The 20,373-nt window shown below is 58.3% G+C and carries 14 protein-coding genes; 5 read left to right on the top strand and 9 right to left on the bottom strand.

Features of this window, described 5'->3' with window-relative positions:
- A partial coding sequence (locus AC3ZVB_RS10360) for a hypothetical protein (RefSeq protein WP_490146443.1) occupies positions 1-262 on the bottom strand: 262 nt, incomplete at its 3' end.
- A 52-nt stretch (positions 263-314) separates the two neighbouring features.
- On the opposite strand from AC3ZVB_RS10360, the gene AC3ZVB_RS10355 reads away from it, so the two are divergent.
- Both AC3ZVB_RS10355 and AC3ZVB_RS10350 read left to right on the top strand, forming a co-directional pair.
- Positions 315-3,446: a transglycosylase domain-containing protein gene (locus AC3ZVB_RS10355; RefSeq protein WP_490146448.1), complete on the top strand. Its 3,132-nt coding sequence runs from the start codon at positions 315-317 to the stop codon at positions 3,444-3,446.
- A 161-nt stretch (positions 3,447-3,607) separates the two neighbouring features.
- The gene (locus tag AC3ZVB_RS10350; protein WP_490146442.1) at positions 3,608-8,407 is read left to right on the top strand and encodes an NEL-type E3 ubiquitin ligase domain-containing protein; all 4,800 of its coding nucleotides are present in this window, start codon (positions 3,608-3,610) and stop codon (positions 8,405-8,407) included.
- An 87-nt stretch (positions 8,408-8,494) separates the two neighbouring features.
- On the opposite strand, the gene AC3ZVB_RS10345 is transcribed toward AC3ZVB_RS10350, so the two are convergent.
- The 6 genes from AC3ZVB_RS10345 to AC3ZVB_RS10320 form a co-directional block, all read right to left on the bottom strand.
- Positions 8,495-9,754 (bottom strand): hypothetical protein, encoded by a 1,260-nt coding sequence (locus tag AC3ZVB_RS10345; protein WP_490146441.1) that lies wholly within the window; start codon positions 9,752-9,754, stop codon positions 8,495-8,497.
- 47 nt (positions 9,755-9,801) lie between these two features.
- Entirely contained in the window at positions 9,802-10,302 is a 501-nt protein-coding gene (locus tag AC3ZVB_RS10340; protein ID WP_194692653.1) for a CS1 type fimbrial major subunit, read from the bottom strand.
- Positions 10,303-10,335: 33 nt separating this feature from the next.
- On the bottom strand, positions 10,336-11,079 hold the full coding sequence (locus AC3ZVB_RS10335; protein ID WP_490146440.1) for a molecular chaperone: 744 nt from the start codon (positions 11,077-11,079) through the stop codon (positions 10,336-10,338).
- A 44-nt stretch (positions 11,080-11,123) separates the two neighbouring features.
- The gene (locus AC3ZVB_RS10330; RefSeq protein ID WP_490146439.1) at positions 11,124-12,338 is read right to left on the bottom strand and encodes a hypothetical protein; all 1,215 of its coding nucleotides are present in this window, start codon (positions 12,336-12,338) and stop codon (positions 11,124-11,126) included.
- A 4-nt stretch (positions 12,339-12,342) separates the two neighbouring features.
- Positions 12,343-14,868: a CS1-pili formation C-terminal domain-containing protein gene (locus AC3ZVB_RS10325; protein ID WP_490146438.1), complete on the bottom strand. Its 2,526-nt coding sequence runs from the start codon at positions 14,866-14,868 to the stop codon at positions 12,343-12,345.
- A gap of 112 nt (positions 14,869-14,980) precedes the next feature.
- Positions 14,981-15,475 carry a CS1 type fimbrial major subunit gene (locus AC3ZVB_RS10320; RefSeq protein WP_162438748.1) on the bottom strand — a complete coding sequence of 165 codons (495 nt, stop codon included), beginning with the start codon at positions 15,473-15,475 and terminating at the stop codon, positions 14,981-14,983.
- Positions 15,476-15,978: 503 nt separating this feature from the next.
- Here AC3ZVB_RS10320 and AC3ZVB_RS10315 point away from each other — a divergent pair.
- Both AC3ZVB_RS10315 and AC3ZVB_RS10310 read left to right on the top strand, forming a co-directional pair.
- A complete protein-coding gene (locus AC3ZVB_RS10315; protein ID WP_194692657.1) occupies positions 15,979-16,554 on the top strand; it encodes a PadR family transcriptional regulator in 576 nt (191 codons plus the stop codon).
- Positions 16,551-17,336 (top strand): siderophore-interacting protein, encoded by a 786-nt coding sequence (locus AC3ZVB_RS10310; protein WP_490146437.1) that lies wholly within the window; start codon positions 16,551-16,553, stop codon positions 17,334-17,336. The genes AC3ZVB_RS10315 and AC3ZVB_RS10310 overlap by 4 nt, the downstream gene beginning before the upstream one ends.
- A 278-nt stretch (positions 17,337-17,614) precedes the next feature.
- On the opposite strand, the gene AC3ZVB_RS10305 is transcribed toward AC3ZVB_RS10310, so the two are convergent.
- Both AC3ZVB_RS10305 and AC3ZVB_RS10300 read right to left on the bottom strand, forming a co-directional pair.
- Complete coding sequence (locus AC3ZVB_RS10305; RefSeq protein ID WP_194692659.1) at positions 17,615-18,259, bottom strand: Pr6Pr family membrane protein; 645 nt, start codon at positions 18,257-18,259, stop codon at positions 17,615-17,617.
- 2 nt (positions 18,260-18,261) lie between these two features.
- Positions 18,262-18,492, bottom strand: coding sequence for a VF530 family protein (locus AC3ZVB_RS10300; protein WP_162438744.1), 231 nt, complete (start codon positions 18,490-18,492; stop codon positions 18,262-18,264).
- Between the two features lie 404 nt (positions 18,493-18,896).
- Between AC3ZVB_RS10300 and AC3ZVB_RS10295 the strand changes: the two genes are divergently transcribed.
- A complete protein-coding gene (locus AC3ZVB_RS10295) occupies positions 18,897-20,279 on the top strand; it encodes a carbohydrate porin (protein ID WP_490146436.1) in 1,383 nt (460 codons plus the stop codon).
- Positions 20,280-20,373: the final 94 nt, after the last annotated feature.

Raw genomic sequence — 20,373 nt, 5'->3', positions numbered from 1 at the left:
CTTGAATCCCCTCACCACATGAGTCCCCCATCACATGAATCCCCTCACCACTTGAATCCCCCACCACTTGAATCCCCCACCACATGAATCCCCTCACCACATGAATACCCCACCACATGAATCCCCTCACCACATGAATACCCCACCACCTGAATCCCTTGGACACCTGTATCCCGTTACCACAAAAACGCCTTTTCACAGGGACTTGACGATCGGAAATCGATATTTCTGTATTCACAATTTTTTCACCATCGCCAACCACCGACTAAGCTTCAGACAAGTCCGATCAATCTGCGTGAATGGATCAGTCGACTATGGGCGCGTTATGGCAAACCGATTCGAGTAAAACCGTGGTCCAGACTGAAGCTGTGGATGATGCGCCGCCACCTGAAAAACCCCGTGGCACCAAGCATGGGTGGAAGGCCTTTTGGTTGTTGGTATTGATTATCGCCATCGTCCTTGGGCTCGCTGCTGCCAAGGAAATGCGCACGTCAAAATTCCAGTCCAGGGAAGTCAGCAAGTTTGCCGCCACCCTCAATTACGACCTGCAACCCGGCCCCAGCGATGCCATTCGCTACCCCGGCGCCGGTCCGTTTGATTTGCGCTTGGGCTACAGCTCGCTGAGCGACTTTCTGCCGCGCCTGATCAAGCGCGATTACGTGGTGCAATCGCAAACCCGATTTTCCCAAGCGTTGATGGACTACAGCGGCAAAGGCTTTTTCGTGCCCTATGCGGAAAAAATCCAGGCGGGACTGTCGATCACCGATTGCCGTGGGTCACCGCTGTATCAATACAAATACCCGCAGCAGCTCTATTCCAGCTTCGAGGCAATACCGCCGGTGGTAGTGAACAGTCTGCTGTTTATCGAAAACCGCTTCCTGCTCGACCCCCGCCAGCCCCTGGCCAACCCTGCCGTGGATTGGCCACGGTTCGGCATGGCGGCGTGGTCTCAAGTGGCAAAATTGCTGCACATGCCTGGGCAGTCGGCCGGTGGCAGTACCCTGGCCACGCAATTGGAGAAGTACCGGCACTCGCCCGACGGCCTGACGGTGTCGGGCGCGGAAAAGATCCGGCAAATGATTTCCGCCACCGTCCGCGCCTATCAGGCGGGACCGGACACCCTCGTGGCGCGGCAGAATGTGGTGCGTGACTACCTCAACAGCGTGCCCCTGTCAGCCGTTCCGGGCCATGGCGAAGTGCATGGCATGGCGGAAGGGTTACGCGTCTGGTACGGCGCCGACTTCAACACGGCCAACGAAACCCTGGCCAGCACGGCAACGGACCCGAAAACCATGGCGGCGAAGGGCCTGGCCTTGCGCGAAATGCTGTCGCTCATGATCGCCCAGCGGCGCCCTTCCCATTACCTGACCAAGGGTCACGATGAGCTGGCCAACCTTACCGACAGCCACATCCGCCTGCTCGCGCTGAATAATGTGATCGATGCCCCACTGTCGGCCGCCGCGCTGGCCAGCAAAGTGACCTATCGCGATTGGGCGACGCAGCCCACTATCCAGCCGATCGAAACCAACAAGGGCATCAGCGTGGCGCGCAGTCGCCTGGGCGGCCTGCTCAATCGTCCCCTGTACGATCTTGACCGTTTGGACCTGTCCGCCACCAGCACCCTGCAAGGCGATCTGCAAACCCGGGCCACCGAATACCTCAAGCACCTCGCGGACCCGGTCTTTGCCGCGCAGATCGGCTTGATGGGCGAGCGCCTGCTGACCCCCACCAGCACCACCCAGGTACGTTACAGCTTCACCTTGTTCGAACTGACCCCCGACGGTTCGCGGGTGCGGGTACAAACCGACAGCACCGACCAACCGTTCGACATCAACGAAGGCAGCAAGCTGGAGCTCGGCTCCACGGCCAAAATGCGCGTGATGACCACTTACCTGCAAATCATCGCCGAGCTGCACGATAAATACGGCGCAATGACCGTACCGGAACTCAAGAAACTCGATGTACCGGACCAGGACCGTCTGAGCCGCTGGGCCATCGACTATTTGATCCAGAATAAAGACCGCAATTTGCAAACCATGCTCGGCGCCGCGCTGGATCGTAAATACTCCGCCAGCCCGGGCGAGGCGTTTTTCACTGGCGGCGGGCTGCACACGTTTAACAACTTTCGCAAAGAGGACAACGGCCGACTACCCACTCTGCGTGACGCCCTGCGCGAGTCGATCAACTTGCCGTTCATTCGCCTGATGCGCGACCTGGTGCGCTATGCCACCTACTCCGGCCCAAACAACAGTGCCGAATTACTCAAGGATGATCGCGACCCGAGACGCCAGGAATACCTCGCCTCGTTCGCCGACCGCGAAGGCACTTCGTTTCTGCTGAAGTTCTGGAAAAAGTACAAAAACAAAGACACCCAGGCGCGACTGGAGACCTTCCTCGACAGCATTCGCCCGACCCCGATTCGCATGGCTGCAGTGCATCGTTACCTGCTGCCACAAGCCAGTCAGGAAAGCTTCAACGCCTTTGTTCGCGCACACCTCAAAGGTGCCAAGCTCACCGAGAAGCTGACCGATGAACGCCTTGAGCGACTCTATGAGAACTACAGTCCCGGCGCCTATGACCTGCCGGACCAGGGCTTCATTGCCAAGGTTCACCCACTGGATCTATGGCTGATGGGCTACCTGCTGAACAACCCGGATGCCAAGTGGAGCCAGATCGTCAAAGCCAGCCAGTTCGAGCGTCAGGAAGTCTACAGCTGGCTGTTCAAGAGCCGTCACAAAGGCGCCCGCGACAGCCGCATTCGTACCATGCTGGAAATCGAGGCGTTCCTCGACATTCATCAGCGCTGGCAGAAAGTCGGCTATCCGTTCGACCACCTCGTGCCGTCGCTGGCCACCGCCATCGGCAGCTCCGGCGACCGCCCGGCCGCGCTGGCCGAGTTGATCGGCACCATCCTCAACGACGGTGTACGGATGCCGACCTTGCGCATCGACACCCTGCACTTCGCCGCGAACACACCCTATGAAACCAGGCTGATCAATGACCCGGACGTCGGCAAACGGGTGATGCCTTCCGAAGTCGCGACAGCCATGCGCGAGGCCTTGTCGCAGGTGGTGGATGCCGGTACCGCCAAACGCGTCTCCGGCAGTTTCATCACGCCCGATGGCAAACCGTTGGCGATGGGCGGCAAGACCGGGACCGGGGATAACCGTATTGAAGCCGTCGGCTCGGGCGGGCGAATTCTCAGCTCGAAATCGATCAACCGCACCGCGACTTTCGTCTTCTACATCGGCGACACCCATTTCGGCACCTTGACCGCGTTTGTGCCGGGACGTACTGCCGAAGCCTTCAAGTTCACCTCGGCGTTGCCGGTGCAGGTGCTCAAGGGCATGGCGCCGATTTTGACGCCGTATCTGCAACCGGGCAGTGCTTCGCAATGCCACCCCGTGGAGGGTTCGTCCGTGGCGGCAGCCCATCCGACTTCGTGACCCGGTATTGTCCGGTAGCAGGTGGTATTCCGTTATTTTTCAGATTCGATTATTCAAAGGTTTGCCCGCACCAAACCCCGGTTTAGCGCAGGTATTCAGGCTTTTTTTTTGAGCCCCGACAGATAGGCTGATCCTTCTTAAAACGATCAAGGATGATTGCCATGTCTGACGCCCCCTCGCCTGCCCAAACCACCGACAAAGGCCGGCACTACACGTTCATCGAGAACACCCTCCGTGACCCGTTCAAAACCGCCACCGTCGGCAGAGCCAAGGCACTGAGTGCCACAGCCCTGAACATGGAGCCGTGGTACCGCACGGTACCCAGCGCTCTTCACGACTCGCTGAAAGCCGCCAACCTCAAAGCCTGGAGTTCTCAGAACCAGGTCGACAAACTGTTCGAACAACTGCAGGACGTTCATTCCTTTGCTGCGCCCCTGCTTCAGGCAAAACTCAAGGAAAAATACGGCATCACCGATGACGTCAAGACGACGTACTTGCGCCTGTACCTTCCCAAAAACCTGCCGTGGTACACGATCAATCTCTCGAACGGTGTCACCACGCGAACCGTTTCGCTGCTGGATGCAGCGCTGCACAACTTCGCAAAAAACGAAACGGTCGATACGGGCTCGGAATTCATCAGCAAACCCGACCAACGCGGACACTTCGATGTTCTGCCGATAAGGCACAAAATGACCGTCGGACAGTTTCAGGCGCTGTGCCGGGAACTGGACATCGGCGCGCGGTACAAAGCGCACCTCGAAAGCGTTCTGCTGCCCGGTGAACCCGTGGCCGAAGCCGTGATGAAACTCAAGGTCACCAACAGCCAGAAAGACGCACTCGCCGTCGCCGCGCAACTGGCGTTAACCACCGGGGATATCCAGTACGACGTTTACAAACTGGTGCTGGACCTGACAAAGGAGGCACCTCAACTCCTGCTTAACGGCAGACAAATGCTGTGCTGCGACCTCTCGATGATGGAGACCCGTCTGACCGGTATTGTCCTGCTGATTCCTGCCATCAAGGACAGTCGAGGCATTCGACGGCTCATCGCCTATGTGCCCCATGACCCGGATCACCCGCTCAAGGAATATGAATCAACAGACGCCTTCATGACCGAGCTGACGCGCCAACTGCGCGAAAACAAGATCGGCGCATCTTCGAAGCAGACCTACCGACAATTCTTCAGCCAGTTCGTGGATCAACAGCAACGCGGGCACTTTTTTGCAGACCTCGACCAACGTCTTTCCAGCGTCAAATGGCATCAAAAAGAGGATGCAACGGATCAGCGCCCAACGTGGCGTGAGGAACCGGTGACCCGCCCGCGCCTGCAATTCCAGCACCTGCCGCTTACCCGGGATTTCTGGACACACACCTACCAGCAAAAACTCAACAAGGTCCTCAACGACGCACGGGAAATCGCTGTGTCCACTGATGACACCGACAGCAAAGCGCGTTGGGCCTGGTGGGATAATTTCAAAAAAATCGTGTCCGACATCTTCAATGTTGCGCTGTTGATCGCCACGCCGTTCGTGCCGGGAGTGGGCGAGATGATGATGGCCTACACCGTTTATCAGCTGACCAGTGACGTCATCGAAGGGCTCGTCGATCTGGCGGAAGGCCTTGGGCTAGAAGCGGCCGAGCATGTGATCAGCGTGGTGACGGATGTCATCCAGCTGACAGCCTTCGTTGCAGGTGCGCAAATAGGCAGCGCGTTCAAGCTCAAACTGTCGCCGCTGGTCGATGGAATGAAACGGGTCAAGCTGCCTGATGGCAGAGAGACGCTGTGGCATCCCGATCTGGTGCCCTACGAACGCTCGGACTTCACATTGCCCGTTAATTCGACACCCAACGAGATCGGCCTGCATCAAAACGCCAACCACTACATCCTGCCGCTGGAAGGCAAGGTGTATGTCGTCGAGAAGGCCTCGAACGAGACGAGCTCCAACACGCACCGCATCAAGCATCCCACTCGCCCCAATGCCTATTCACCCAAACTGGAACATAACGGTCACGGTGCCTGGGTGCATGAGGCAGAAAATCCGGGGGATTGGCGAGGTGAAACCCTGATGCGCCGTCTGGGTCACCGCGTCGATCGTTTTTCGCCCACGCAGCTGCAACAGATCCGCATCAGCAGCGGCACGGAGCAACCTGTGTTGCGCCGCATGCATATCGAACAGGCTGCACCGTCGCCGATACTGACGGACAGTATCAAGCGCTTCAATGCGTATGACGAAGCCCAGGCACGTCAAAGCGAGATAGGCGCAGAGCTGTACGAGGCCAGTGAAGAGTCAACCAATGCACACGTCGGCTTGCTTCGGCAAACGTTCCCGGACATGCCCCTCACCCTCACCGAAACACTCCTGGCTAACGCCAGGCCGGCCGAACTGCAGCGAATGACCGATGAGAATCGACTGCCGCTCAGAATCAAATCCCTGGCCCGCGAAGTGAATTTCGAAGCCGCCAATGCGCGCGCCTATGCGGGATTTTATCGCGACGACATGATGACTCCGGGTACAGAGAAACTGGCGCTCAACACGCTCCAGTTCAATAAGGACATCTTCGGCGATTTGCGTCTGGAAGTGCTGGACGGCACCGATGGTGAAACGCTGCGCAGCAGCATCGGCCCGGAAGAGGCTTCGACGGTTCGGCGGCTGATCAGGGATGAGCAAGGTAAATACGAAGTGCGCGACGGCGCGAACACAACACTTTACGGCACCAGCAACTTCTACGAATCGATCCTGCGCGCCCTGCCTGACGATCGGCGTGCGGCACTGGGCTATCAACGAGGTCAGGGAAGCCAGTTAAAACTGTGGATAATGGAGAAAACCGCGCCAGCGGCCGAGCGCCGAACCGTGATGGCAGAACCACCCATTCGCCCGGTGGCCTCTGTCGAAACCGAGAAGCTGGTACGCGGATGGCCCTGGTTTTTCGAACCGACAACCCCGCAGAAACGGGTCAGGAACCTGTATCCGACATTGAGCGAGCAGGAGGCGACTACGTTCGTTGAGGCCTTGCGCGCCAAGGGTGATCCGGAGCAGGGCATTGACCGGCTCAGCGAGGAATTGGAGGCATTACGCAGTACGCTGCAAAAGTGGCGTCAAGATCAACATCCTTCCATGGATAGCTCGGATGTAGTGGTGCCCACCAACAACTTTCGCGACTTTATGGACAATGGCGGACGTCACTTGCATGACCGGCTTCTTGAATGTTTCCAACGCAAAAGCGAGGCATTCGGCGAGCGCAGCGTCCACCCGGATGCCGGCTATACACTGGATTTGTCCACCGACCTTCCCGGTCCCAACCTCGATCGCTGGTGGAAGGACCTGCGTGAGCAACCCGGTATCAACAAATACCTCGACCAAGTGACTGTGCTTAACATGGACAACGTCCGGTTTTCCCCTGGCAGCGATGGCCTGTTGAGCGACTTCCCGCAGATTCGTCATTTGAGCGCCCGCTACAGCGGCCTGACCGAACTGCCGACTGGCATCGGCAAGATGCGTCTGCTCGAAACCTTGCGCCTGTCAAACAACCGCATCAAGTTGACTGCCGAATCCGCCGGCCAGTTGAGAGACCTCACACGCCTGCAAACCCTGAGGCTTGACGGCAATCCTTTGGTGCAGCCGTTGGATGTCGGGCGCATGCCCAGGCTGAAAGTACTGAGCCTGAGTACGACCGGGCTGGACGCTTGGCCGGAACACCTGTTCAAGGATGGGGTTAACGCAAAATCCCGTCCCCGCGGATTTCATCTGGACCTGCGAGGCAGTCCGATTACAAACCTGCCCGAAGTCGTGCCGGGATCTGATCATGCATTGATCGTGGCTCGAACACGTCTCGATACCAAAAATCTGTCCATCACCGATCGAAGTCGCCTGGGAAGCTATCGCGAATCGGTAGGCCTGGCTTTCGAACAAACCTATGACCGGGTTGCGACTGATGAAATCAGCTACTGGCGGTCGTTACCGGACGACTCGCAAATGTTCAGCGCCTCCACCGGTGTCGGCACCTATCGGGTTGAGTCCTGGCACGATTTGGCGGCGGAACACGGTTCCGAGGATTTTTTCAAAGTGATCCGCAAACAGAGAGTGAGCGAGGACTATAAGCATCCTGAATCGCGAAAACAGCTGACCAGGCGAGTGTGGCAGATGATCGAAGCCGCCGCCCTGGACGCCGACTTGCGCAGGGAACTGTTCGAAATGGCCCGTCAGCCTGAAACCTGTGGTGATGCCGGATCGCAACTGTTCAACAACATGGGCATAAAAATACTGGTATCCAAGGCGCGCGCGGAGTCGACGTCGGCGCTGGACCTTGAAACAAGCCTGGTCAAACTGGCCAAACAAACGGCTCGCCTGGAACAAGTGGGGAAACTTGCCAGAGAAGAGATCGTCTCTCAGCGCGAAACAAGCCAACGCATACCGCCAGTTCCGAATTATCACGCACCGGACGACGTGGAAATTCACTTGGCGTACGAGACGGGATTGGCCAAACGCCTGGACTTGCCTTGGCAGTCTGAAGGCTTGCTGCATCGGAGCACGGCGCGCGTCGACGATAAAATGATCGACCTCGCTTACAACAAGATTATTAAAGGCGAAGAAGGCGACGGATTGATCAACCAGATGCTTGAGTCATTCGAGAATCCGTTCTGGGAGCAACATTTGCAAGCCAACCATCCGACGGCGCTAGAGACGCAAAAGCGCCTGTTCGAATCGAAACACGAGCAGATCGAAGACTTGCGAATAGCCCAGGAAGCCTGGGCGCGCGAAACGGATGTAACGCAATTGGCCTTGCGCAAAAAAACCCTCGAAGACCTGGCAGAACAGCTGGGGGTTGCACAAAGCGAAGTGTTTACCGGAGAAGAAATGAGCGCGCCGCTGTATCAGCGCCTGATATCTGAGCTGGACGCCACACGGAATGTTCCGGCCAGACAACTGACCCGTGAAGCGATGGCAAAAGCAGGCATTTGACCGCAATTGGGCAGTTCGCCAGAGACTGCCCCTACGTCAGCCCCGAGTGTCATCCACTCGGGGCTGATTGTTTGTCTGCCACGTTGTTCAGCCCACTTCCGAATCCCAGATGACCGTGACATTGCCCGAGTAACTTCGGGAAACGCCCGGATGAAGCATGTCATTCACTGCTTCTCGGGCCACTTCGAAATGCAGCGTGCCGGGTTTCTGGTCTACGTAGAAACCCGCCTGAAACAGCTCGGTACCCACACCATCACGACGCAGGCTTCGACGAGTCACCGCTTGTCCCAATCCGTCCGTCAATCCACCTGGCAAAGTAACCCCAACCTCCAGCGGCACGGCGTGACCGGAAATCGGTTCCCACAGTGCACAGTTAATGCCGCTGACATACTGGCATTGCAGGTTCATCTTGAAGCGGCTCGACGCGGAAATATTGAACGTCTGATCGCGAAACAGACGCGTGGGTTTACGCCCCTCAGACAGCCAGGATTGCCAACCGCCTTGGGGCTCCAGGATGACGCGGTTGGCACCCGGGGGAATGTCGACTTTGAGCGTATGCGAGACAATCAGACGAAAGTTCATGATCAACAGATTGTCTGCCGGGATCATGACGTCGCCCATGTCGAAGTCCTGACCCGGGCCTACGGTGTACGTCACGGTGCCGGTGTATTCGCCCGAACCCATTTTCAACGGATCAGGGGTGCGTAACTCGTAGGCATAGACGAAATACAGGTAACGCATGGCCATCGGAATGTCGAATTTCGCCTTTTTACTGCACATCCCGGCGCCTTCGGGGACTTTCCAGAAGCTGTTGTAACCATGCCAGCCAGAGGTGTACATCCCCACGCCCTGGCAGGGCGCTGGTGCATAGAGCCAGGCGCCACCTTCCCACAATTCGTCCCACCACCCTCCTTCGGTAATCTCATGAACGGCAAGGGGCAAACCCAACTCATGACCAATGCCCGCGATTCTCAATTGTAAGGTCGTGGTTTCGCCCGACGTGTGGGTGACCGTGACGTCTCGCCAGCTGGAGGGGACTTTCGCCATCCCTCCCTGACGCGGATCGGCATGATTGGCCTTGATGGGCGCATTGGCGGTAAACGGAATACTCGCGATCAGACTGAACAGCCCCGCCGACTCGCAGGCTTGCGGCGCCTGGCGACAAAACCCTTCCGAGGGCGTCTGATTCTTGAACTGGTTTTTGTGCGGGTTCGCCGGGTCCGGTTGAAACGTGGCTTCAATGTTATGTATCTCCGCCCGCGCCGCGACTGCAAACAGTCCTGACAGCAAGCCGATGCACAGGCTACGACTGCAACGTTTGACGTATTTTCTGTTGAACACACTCATTGTCTTGCATCCCTGGTGCGGTATCTGAACTCCGGTGCCGGCATCCCCTACTCCCCCGGCGCCCTGGCACTGAACAACAACAGGACGTTGCCGCTGTAGTCCCCTGGCCGATAGCCCCCGACCGGCTTTACCGGCTCGATTTCCAGTGGCACCCGGATGCCCGCGGCCGCGTCGGCCGCCGACACGACTTGCCGGGGGGCAATATCAGGGCTCAACTCCACACCGTTGAAACTGACCCGCAACGCGATGTCGTCGCTCGGCCTGCCATTGGACAGGTAGGGCGTGGCCTCCAGGCGGGCTTCAATCGCGCTGGTGTCATGGCGCACATCGAAGTTCTTGCGCACACTGCTCAGGGTCGAGGTCGGATGGTCCCAGTGCAGTCGCTGTGGCCGGTGTATCCAGTCGGCTTCAGCCGGGATCAGGTAAAACGAACGGCTCGGGATGGTCAGGGACACCTCGAAGGTGTGCTCTTCCCGGGCCGCCCATGTCAACGAGCCCGTCAGTACCGTCATTGCCGTCAGCACGACGGCGGCGCATTGCTTGATCATGTTCGTTACCCGTTGCGTCAATGAATAGCCGGTCTAGCGACTGACAATCTTCAGGTCTTTTTTGCGGTCGCCTTCGATCAGTTTGAACCGGTACTCGCGCCCCTTTTCCTTATCGAAGCCAAAGACCTTGCCGGCCATGACGTGGTGTTTGGTGGTCGCGCCACAGTCGCTTTCATTGCTCAATGAACAGCTTTTGAATTCATCGACAATCACCACGGTATTGCCGTTATTGCGCAACTCGTAACGATTGTCGGTTTCATTGATGACGCTCTCGAACCGTGCGTCCTTGGGCCGAACGAAGAACACGGTGCCGAACCCGGTCATCACATTGACCCCCGCCGACAGGTTCTTTTTGTAGTCCTCGCGCTCTTCGCTACTGACCAGGGACTCGTCTTCCTTCTCCGGCACCACCGGCACGAACCGCACACGGAAGTAGCGTTCGCGGTCCCGCTCGCCCATGTACAACAGGCGCGTGCCCTGCATGCCCTGGGCCGGGACGATCAGCCGCGCGGGGCTTGCCATCACGCCATTGCGCGAGGCGCCGTCGGTGGCGGTCTCGACCGGGACCTCCTTGGGCGTGCCGTCGGCGTCGTAGACGATTTCCAGCACGTTGACCTTGACGAAAGCGGTGCTGTCGCCGCTGTTGAATACCCGTTTCAGGTAGGTACTTTTATCCGCATCCAGATAGTCATACACGGTGCCGACATTGATCTGCGGCCCGGCGTTCGCCGGCATGCAAAACACGCTGAGCAACCCCAGCAAACACACTCGGTTCATGGTTTTCAATCCTGTGAAAAATGTGAAAGAACTGACCGCAACGGTCATACGTCCGAGTCCCAGATAATGGTGATATTGCCGCTAAGCGTGTCGGTGAAGCCGGGGCGCAACAGGAAGTCGATGGCAGCTCGGCGCATCTCGAACCTTAGCGAGCCGGCCTTGCGATCCAGATAGAACCCGGGTTGAAAGGGGCCGGCCCAAGTGTTGTACCGCAACGGTTGCTGCTTGACTGGCCCCCCGTCGACTCCCGTAATGCCATCGGGCAGCGTGAGGAATGTTTCCACCTCGGTGACATTGCCTTGGGGGCTGCCCAGCTTGCAGGCAGTGCCACCGGTCGAGTTGCACAGCATCATGACTTTGAAGCGCGACGACGCCGACAGGTAAAACAGTTGGTCGCGGTAGATCCTGGTGGGTTTGCGACCGCCATCGATCCAGCGCTGCCAACCGCCCTCGGGTTCCAGCGCCACCTTGTTGCCGCCCGGTGGCAGATCGACTTTCAGGGTGTGCTGTACGTCGAGGACGAAGTCCAGGGTCAGGCTGCCGTCGTTTGGAATCATCAGCGATCCCAGATCGATATCGGCGCCGGGGCCCACGGTGTAGGAAATGGCACCGGTATAAAGCCCGCTCGACATGCCCAAGGGGTTCGGCGTGCGTAACTCATAGGCGATGTCGAGGGTGTCAAAGTAGATGGAGGGAATGGGGTAGGCAGCCACCTTCACACAGAATGCCTCCACAGGTGTTTTCCAGAAAAATCGATAGTAATTGTCGCCATATGCCCCCATACCGCTGTACTGACAGGGTGGCGACGCATAAACCCAACTGCTACTGGTCCATAGCTTTTGATGGCCTTCCAGCGGGTTCGTTACCCCAACCAGGTTGGCGGCTGTATCGCTCAGAACAAATGTGGAGCCAGCACCGGTGATGCGCACTGCAACGGTCTCTGTTTGCTGCGTTTCGGCATTGGTGACGGTCAACCATCGCCAGTTGGCCGGCATTTTCAGTCCGATGCTTTCGCCGGTCGCGATCGAGCGACTGGAGTTGAACCGAACCGGCAGCTGGATACTGAACATGTTGTTGTCGGCACATTCGCTCGGATAGCTCGCGCAATACCCACTGTTCGGTGTTTTGTTGAGAAATTCATTTTTGTTCGGTTGCGAAGGATCGGGCTGAAACAACGCCCTGATTTCCCGATTCGCCGCCTCCGCCGAAGGCAGACTCAATGCCAATAACAACCCCAGGCAGCACGTGGACTTTTTCATAGGATCAACCCGCCTTCTGTTCGGTAAACGTGACGTCCGCCAAGGTGTCCGGCGTGCAGCGCAGATCACCGATCATCAGCACATTGTTTTCACTGCGGTGACGGCTCGCGTCGAGGCGGAACTGACACAGCAACTGATTGCCCTGGCGCACTTCCAGGGTCGGCGAGCCGGCGTTCATTTCCATCGAGAAGAAACCATCGACTTCGGTTACCCCCCGGCTGGCGTGGTTGATCACGTGATGGCCCTTGAGCGGCTGCCCTTTGGCATCGATCAGCCGGCCGAGCACGGTCAGGGTTTTCATCACACGGATCTTGCGATACTCCACCCCGCCCTTGTTCAGGTGATAGCGGGTGCGTGCCGGCTCGATGGTCGCCGCCGGTACGTGGTTGCCCTCGAAGTCGAAACTCACCGAGCTGTTCTGATACGCGGTGATCGGGATGAAGTTACGCCCCGGCCTCAACGCCGCGCTGCCGCCGCTGTAGTCGTCGGCGCGCAGGGCAATGTCATCGATGTCCGATTCCACATCGACAATCAGGCCCGCGCCGCGCATCTCGTACTGGCTGGTCAACATCATTTTTTCGCCGCCGATGGCCAGGGTGCTGTCCAGGTTCAGGCCACCGGTGAAGTTGCCGTTGTAGGACGAGCGCTGAACAAAGCCATCGCCATTGATCTGGTCGGTGCGGAAGTTCGCCAGGCTGGACAGGCCGACGCCATATGTGTCGGTGAGCGCGGTGACCGAGACGCTTTGCAGTACGTGATCTTTCAGATCCTTGCGCCAGCCGATCGAACCGTTGTTGTCGCGACCGCCGTCCCGCGCCGTGCGCGAGCCGATGCTGCCGGTGATCTGCTGGCCGGGTGCGCCCAATGCCAGGTTGACGCTCAGGTCGACACCGCGATTGCGCGCGCTGCCGCTGCTGTAGCTGCCGGGCCGATCGAACAGCGACAGCCGCCAGTTGCCATCGCTACCGAACAACGTGGTGCGCTGGTTCCAGCCCAGGTCCAGACCGACACCTTCAACGTTGCCTTCGCTGTGGGACACCCGGGCATTGATCGAACTTTTGCTGCTGAGCCTATGATTGAGCGCCAGGGATGAGTTGCTGGTCTCGCCGACAAACACATTGCGCTGGCGTATCCGCGTGCCGTCCGGCAGGGTTTCGTAGAGGTTGGTGGTGTCCAGCCAGCTGCGGTTGTGGCTGATCACGATGCTGCCGGCGCCATAGTTATAGAGGCTTTGCAGATCGAGGCCGGTGCCATGATCCTGCGTCTGATAGACGTTGGCGTACAGGCTGAGGTGGTTGGCCAGGGTCCAGTCGATGGAACTGCCGTATTGCAGTTTTTCGCGAATCTGCCGCGCCGACAGCCCGAGAATCACCCGCGGGTGCATCAGGTAGTTGACCGAGGCGCCTGCCGTGGGGCTGCCGCTGGATTGTTGATCCCAGTTGCTCAGCAGCTTGCTTTCTTCTCCGGCGAACAGGTTGTAGCGCCAACGATCGTCGAGGTTGCGCCAGTTGTTGGGCTTGTACACCAACTCCTGGGTGGTGGAGGTGATCTGGCCGTCTTCGACCAGGCGCACTTCCACTTCGTAGATGCCGCCCGGCAGTGGCCGGGTGTCGAGGGTCTGCAAACCGGCGGGCACCGACTGGGTGTTGATCAGCAGACCGTCGCGATAGATCTCCACCGAGCCCTGGCGATTGGCCGTGACGTAGATCGGGTAGACGCTGGGCATCGGGCTGTTGATCGCCAGGCTGTCGGAGCTGCCGTACATGACGCCGACGGCAGTGTCGGGGCTGGTGCCAAACGTACGCGGTTGGCGGGTCAGCCCTTCGGAATTGGGGGTGAAATAGCCCAGGCGCAGGAAGCTGCCTTGCAGTTCGCGCTGGGTGTAAAGCTCATGGACCGCGTGATAAAGCTTGTCATCGGGACCGCCGAGGCGGGCCAATTGCATGTTGAACGTCTGGCTCCAGTTGCCCAGGCTTGCGCTGGCTTCGAGGCCATAGCGTCCGCCCAGATCCTGATCCTGGCCACCGTTGAGGTTGAGCTGGTTACGCACCATCAAACCGCTACTGCCGCCCAGAGGCTGATCGAAGTAACGTTTGGCTTGCACATCGCGCTCAGCGTTTTCGGTGAGGATGGAGACCAACGAGCTTTCCAGGTTGTAGTGCACCGCCAGCACCTGATCCGGACACGTGCCGGTGCAGTTGCCCAGTGGCACGCCTGGTTTGAGGTAGCTCGCCCATTTTTCCCGTTCGGCGGGGCTGAAACGGTTTTCGCTGGTGTCGGTGAATTCGAGCAAGGTAATGCGATCATCGCGAGACAGCACCACCATCGCTTCCCCCAGTGGCTGCTGATCGAGCTCCACCCGAACAGCCAGAGGGACATCAAAGAAATGCTCTTCGAAATCCGCCGGCAGACCTTTGGCCTGGGCCAACAGGCTTCGCGGTGTCGTTCCGGCAGAGGAAACCGGAGCCGCCGCTACACTGGCACAAAACAGCAGCGCAAGCGCCGCCGCGATGGGTGTCATCGGGAACATGAACTCTTTCTCTGATTACGAACTCATTGAAATCCGACGGAGCAAACACTGCTGTTTGCCCCCTCGGGTGACGCGAACTTGAACAGTCAGCGTTTGTTGATCGATGACTCGATCAAGGAGTGACGACCGGAGGAACGGCGTCGAAGGTCATTGCGACAACACCGGTGTAATCGCCCGGTGCAGGAATGGTGGCGTCTTTGAGTGCAATGTTCAGCGCCGCACGGAAGTTGACATCGGACTCAGCCTCGCCCACAACCGGTTTTGGTGTAGTGGTCAGTTCGACATTATTGAGGGTGACTTTCAGATCAGCGGAGTTGGCGCCGGAGATCAGCTTTGGCGTGGTGTCCAGGCTGGCGTGGACCGAGCCATTGTTGTTGCGCAAATCGAAGAAGCCATTGACCTCCCCCATTTTGCCGGAGCTTGGCTGGAAGCTCATGTCCTGATCCTTGTTCACCAGATCAGGGTTAGTCGGCACCACGTAGAAACCGTTGGTCGGCACATGAGCAACGATGCTGATCGAGTGAGCCGCTTCACCGGCAGCAAATGCACCGGACGAACCCAAAGCCAGAAGAGCCAGAGGAGCAGCGATTGCGAGTTTCTTGAACATTGTTAAGTACCTGTTTTCTTTATGGAGTCGGTTCATTGAAAGTTGCAAACAAGAGGACCTTTAGTCGGCCACTTGCCTGGACTTTTAATGCCCGAGCATCTTCGACTGTTCAAGAATCAAAGTAAGCAGGCAACTTCCCAAGAGCGCGTAGTTAAACCACCCCACACCTCGAAGGAAAAAGAAACAAAAAACCCAAATAGCAAACAGTGACTGTAAGTTACGGCCTACATACAGTTTCATTAAAAAAACCATACAGCAACTTTAACTATGTAACACGGGGCTTTAACAATTTTAGAATACTAACTCTAAAATAATTAGAGTAATAGCTTTAACTTCTGGTTAAATTTTGGGTGTGAGAAAGGTCTTGCTGGCCCTTTGATAATTTGCACAGCGGGGTTACCCACCGCTCGTCAGCTTGAGGCCGCTTTTTTCCTCCCGCATCTTGCGCTTGGCTAAAGATATATCTTACGTTGTATCTAAATACGACGAAGAGAACGCAAAAAATGAGAGACCATCATTCCCCCCACCGCGAACACGGTGACGGCCGCGACGGCTTTGAGAAGCGCCCTGGCCGCGAACGCGGTGGCCGCGGCCCACGGGTTTTCGCCCCCGGAGACTTGAAATTGCTGCTGCTGGCGCTGATAGCCGAGCAGCCGTGTCACGGCTATGACTTGATCCGCCAGATCGAAAACATGTTCGACGGCGCCTACAGCCCCAGCCCCGGCGTGATCTATCCGACCCTGACTTTTCTGGAAGAAAGCGACCTGATTCAGGGCGATGCCGAAGCCGGCAAGAAACGCTATGGGGTGACTGACGCCGGTCGCCAGTCCCTCGCGGATCAGGCGATTGCGCTGGAAGGTGTGCGGATGCGCATCGACGTGAGCAAACGCTCATTGCGCGGCCATGATCGTCCCGCCGAGATCCATGAGGCTGTGCATAACCTGCGTCATGCGCTGCAACTGCATCACGGGCGATGGAGTCCGGCGGAAATCCTTCGCGTCAGCTCGCTGCTCAACGACACCGCCAAAGCCATCGTCGACGGCCCTGCCGTTCAAGCCACCCAGGAGAACGCCGAATGACTGCTGTAGAAACCCAAACCATCCACCGCGTCATGCATGAGATCAAACGTCGTCGACTGGAAGTATTGCGCGTGGTCGACCTGACCCCGCGGATGCGCCGCATCACCTTGGGTGGCCCTGAACTGGCAGGTTTCATCAGTCTCGGAACCGATGACCACGTCAAGCTGCTGTTCCCGCAAAACGCGGCGGAACAGGCGGCGCTGGAAACCCTGGTGCTCGGTGCGGGCAAAGACGACGGCCCCAAGCCTGCCATGCGCGACTACACGCCGCGTCGCTACGACCTGAACACACGGGAGCTGGACATCGATTTCGTCTTGCACGGCGATGGTCCTGCGTCGACGTGGGCCGAACAGGCCAAACCTGGCCAGTTCCTGCACATCGGCGGGCCACGGGGCTCGATGATCGTGCCGGACATTTTCGACAGCTACCTGCTGATCGGCGACGAGACCGCCCTGCCCGCCATCGCGCGTCGGCTGGAGGGACTGGCGGCCAACCGTCGGGCGCTGGTGATTATTGAAGTGGAAAACGGCGCCGAGCAGCAACGGCTCGAAAGCGCGGCGCAGGTCGATGTGATCTGGGTATTGCGCGAGGGTGGTAAAGACCACTTGCTGACGACCGTGAAGCAGTTGCAGGTGCCTGGCGGGAATCTGTATGCGTGGGTAGCGACCGAGACCAAAGTGTCGCGGCAGATCCGTCGGATTCTGCTGGATGAGCACGGGCTGGACGAGCAGTTCGTCAAGGCGGTCGGCTACTGGCGGCTGGATGACAGCGACGACGAATGACAGCTTTTGTCTTGCCGGTTTCCTGTGGCTAAAGGTCTTCTGGGGCTTGAGCTCTGCTGGGGCTTGAGCTCTTCTGTGGAGGGGACTTCTGTGGCGAGGGGACTTGTCCCCGTTGGAGTGCGAAGCGCTCCCAAAATCTTCGACAGCTGTCGACATTTTGGGGGGGCATAAATTTTGGGTCTGCTTCGCAGCCCAACGGGGACAAGTCCCCTCGCCACAGAAGTCCACTCAACACAGAAGTCCACTCACCACAGAAGTCCCCTCGCCACAGTGGGTGTTCAGCTTCGACCCGCGCGCCACCGATCCAGCCCGATAACCAACAGCGCAATCACCACAAACCCCGCCAATAACCCGCCCGCATTCACCAACACCTGTGGATAACCGAGCTTGTCCACGTCAATAAACGGATACGGGTAAACCGCCAGCACATGCCCGCGAAACAGCGAATAGGCGAAGTACACCAGCGGATAAATCACCCACAGGCCGATATGTCGCAGGCGCAACGTGCCTTTGGGCACGCAGCACCACCAATAGACCAGAAACAGCAGCGGCATGACGTCGTGCATCAACTCATCGGCCAGGAACTGCCAGCCTTCGGGATGCCACAGATGGCGCAGCAGCACGCTGTACGCGAGCCCAACCACGGCAATACTCACCGCCACCGCGCTGCTCACCCACGGCTGCAAAAACCAGCGGCGTGCTGCCGAGTCGCGGGATGTCAGTTCACAGGTCAGGACGGTGGCTACCAGCGTGTTGCTCAGTACCGTGAAGTAGCTGAAGAAGCTGATCAGCCCCCCGAGCAAACTGGCTTCCAGCGTCCAGCGTGAGTAGAGAATCAGGTACAGCTGAATGCTCAAACCTGCCCAGCCGAGGATGGCCGCCACGGCCACAAAACGTCGTCGCGCGGCAGAGTGGTTGACCATATTCAGACCGGTCGCTTGGTGCGCATCAACTTGATGTACAGACGCTCGACTTTCTCCCGCGCCCACGGGGTTTTGCGCAGGAAGGTCAGGCTCGACTTGATGCTGGGATCGCTCTTGAAGCAGCGAATATCAATGCGCTCGGCCAGCCCCGACCATTCGTAATGCTCAACCAGGGCATTGAGGATTTGCTCCAGAGTCACGCCGTGCAGCGGGTTGTTGTTCTGTTCGGTCATGCCGGGCCTTCGAGCGATGTGGGGATTGGAAGCCGCGCACCTTAGCCGAGGGCTTCGTTTGGGGGAAGCGATCTGTGTACGGTGAGTTAAATGTAGGTGAAACGCAAAAGATCGCAGCCTCGTTGCACTCGACAGCTCCTACATTGGATGCATTCACCTGCAGGAACTATCGCAGCGGCCAAATTGAAATGCGATCACCTGTAGGAGCTGTCGAGTGCAACGAGGCTGCGATCTTCTCCACTGACTGTTACCAAATCCGAAACGCTGCATGTCAGTAAAAGCCCTTTCTCTATTTGTAACAGAACATTATCCTTACGCCCGCACCCGCTGAAACGCTTCCGCTGCCTGCTTCACGCCTGCTGTTTTCAGTTCATCCCCCAGAAAAAGATCAAGAATCTCCCCCCATGCCCGATTTCCACACTTTGCGAGACAGCGCTGTCTGCTTGTCTGTTGCCAGTCGAAAAGCCCTCAACCTGATTGGCGGCTTCACCGCATTAGGCCTTGCCACCTGCACCCAGGCCGCTCCGGCCTTCGATAGCGAATCACCGTGGATGCTCGGTGACTGGAACGGCAGTCGCACCGAACTTTCGGAAAAAGGCTACGACTTCAAAGTCGATTACACCGGTGAAATGGGCAGCAACCTGCACGGCGGTTACGACCACGATCGCACGGCGCGGTACAGCGACCAGTTCGGCTTCGGCACGCACCTGGACCTGCAGAAAATCCTGGGCTGGGACGACGCGGAGTTTCAGCCGACGATCACCGAACGCAGCGGCAACAACATCAGCAATGACCGCATCAACGATCCCCGCGTCGGTGGGTTCACCTCGGCCCAGGAAGTCTGGGGGCGCGGGCAAACCTGGCGTCTGACGCAGATGTGGTATCAGCAAAAATTCTTCGATCAGAAACTCGACATCAAGGCTGGCCGTTTCGGCGAAGGCGAAGACTTCAACAGCTTCCCCTGCGACTTCCAGAACCTGGCGTTCTGCGGTTCCCAGGTCGGTAACTGGGTCGGCGGCATCTGGTACAACTGGCCAGTCAGCCAGTGGGCCATGCGGGTCAAATATCACCTGACACCCGAGCTGTACGCGCAGGTCGGTGCCTATGAGCAGAACCCGTCCAACCTGGATCGCGGTAATGGTTTCAAATTGAGTGGCAGCGGCACGCAGGGTGCGATCCTGCCGGTGGAACTGGTGTGGTCGCCCAAGCTCAATGGCCTGCCAGGCGAGTACCGCGCCGGTTACTACTACAGCAACGCCAAGGCCACCGACGCCTACAAGGACAGCAACGGTCAGCCGGCTGCCTTGAGTGGCGAGGCTTACCGCAGTGCCTCCAGCAAACACGGCGTGTGGCTGGGTGTGCAACAACAACTGACCAGCCGCGCCAGCGACAACTCCCGCGGTTTGAGCGTGTTCGCCAACGGCACGATGCACGACAAGAAAACCAATGCCATCGACAACTACGTCCAGGCAGGCGTCGTCTACAAAGGCCTGTTCAATGCACGCGCCAAGGACGACATCGGTTTCGCCATGGCCCGCGTCCACGTCAACCCGGCCTATCGCAAGAACGCCGAGGCGACCAATCAGGCTCGCGCCGTCTATGACTTTGACGATCCGTCTTATCTGCCACCGCAGGACACCGAATACAGCGCCGAACTCTATTACGGCGTGCACGTCACGAACTGGTTGACCGTGCGCCCGAACCTGCAATACATCCGCCATCCCGGTGGCGTGGACCAGGTCGATGACGCGCTGATTGGCGGAATCAAGATCCAGTCTTCGTTCTAACCAACACCACCCCCCTGTAGGAGCGAGCCCTGCTCGCGATGGTCGTCAACGAAAACGCTGGGAACCTGACACCACACAGCGCTCTCAGGTTCTT

This window comes from Pseudomonas sp. MDV22-iso1 (genome assembly GCF_058145095.1).
The sequence above is the reverse complement of the archived record's forward strand: the minus strand, read 5'-3'. Positions and strand labels throughout refer to the sequence as shown.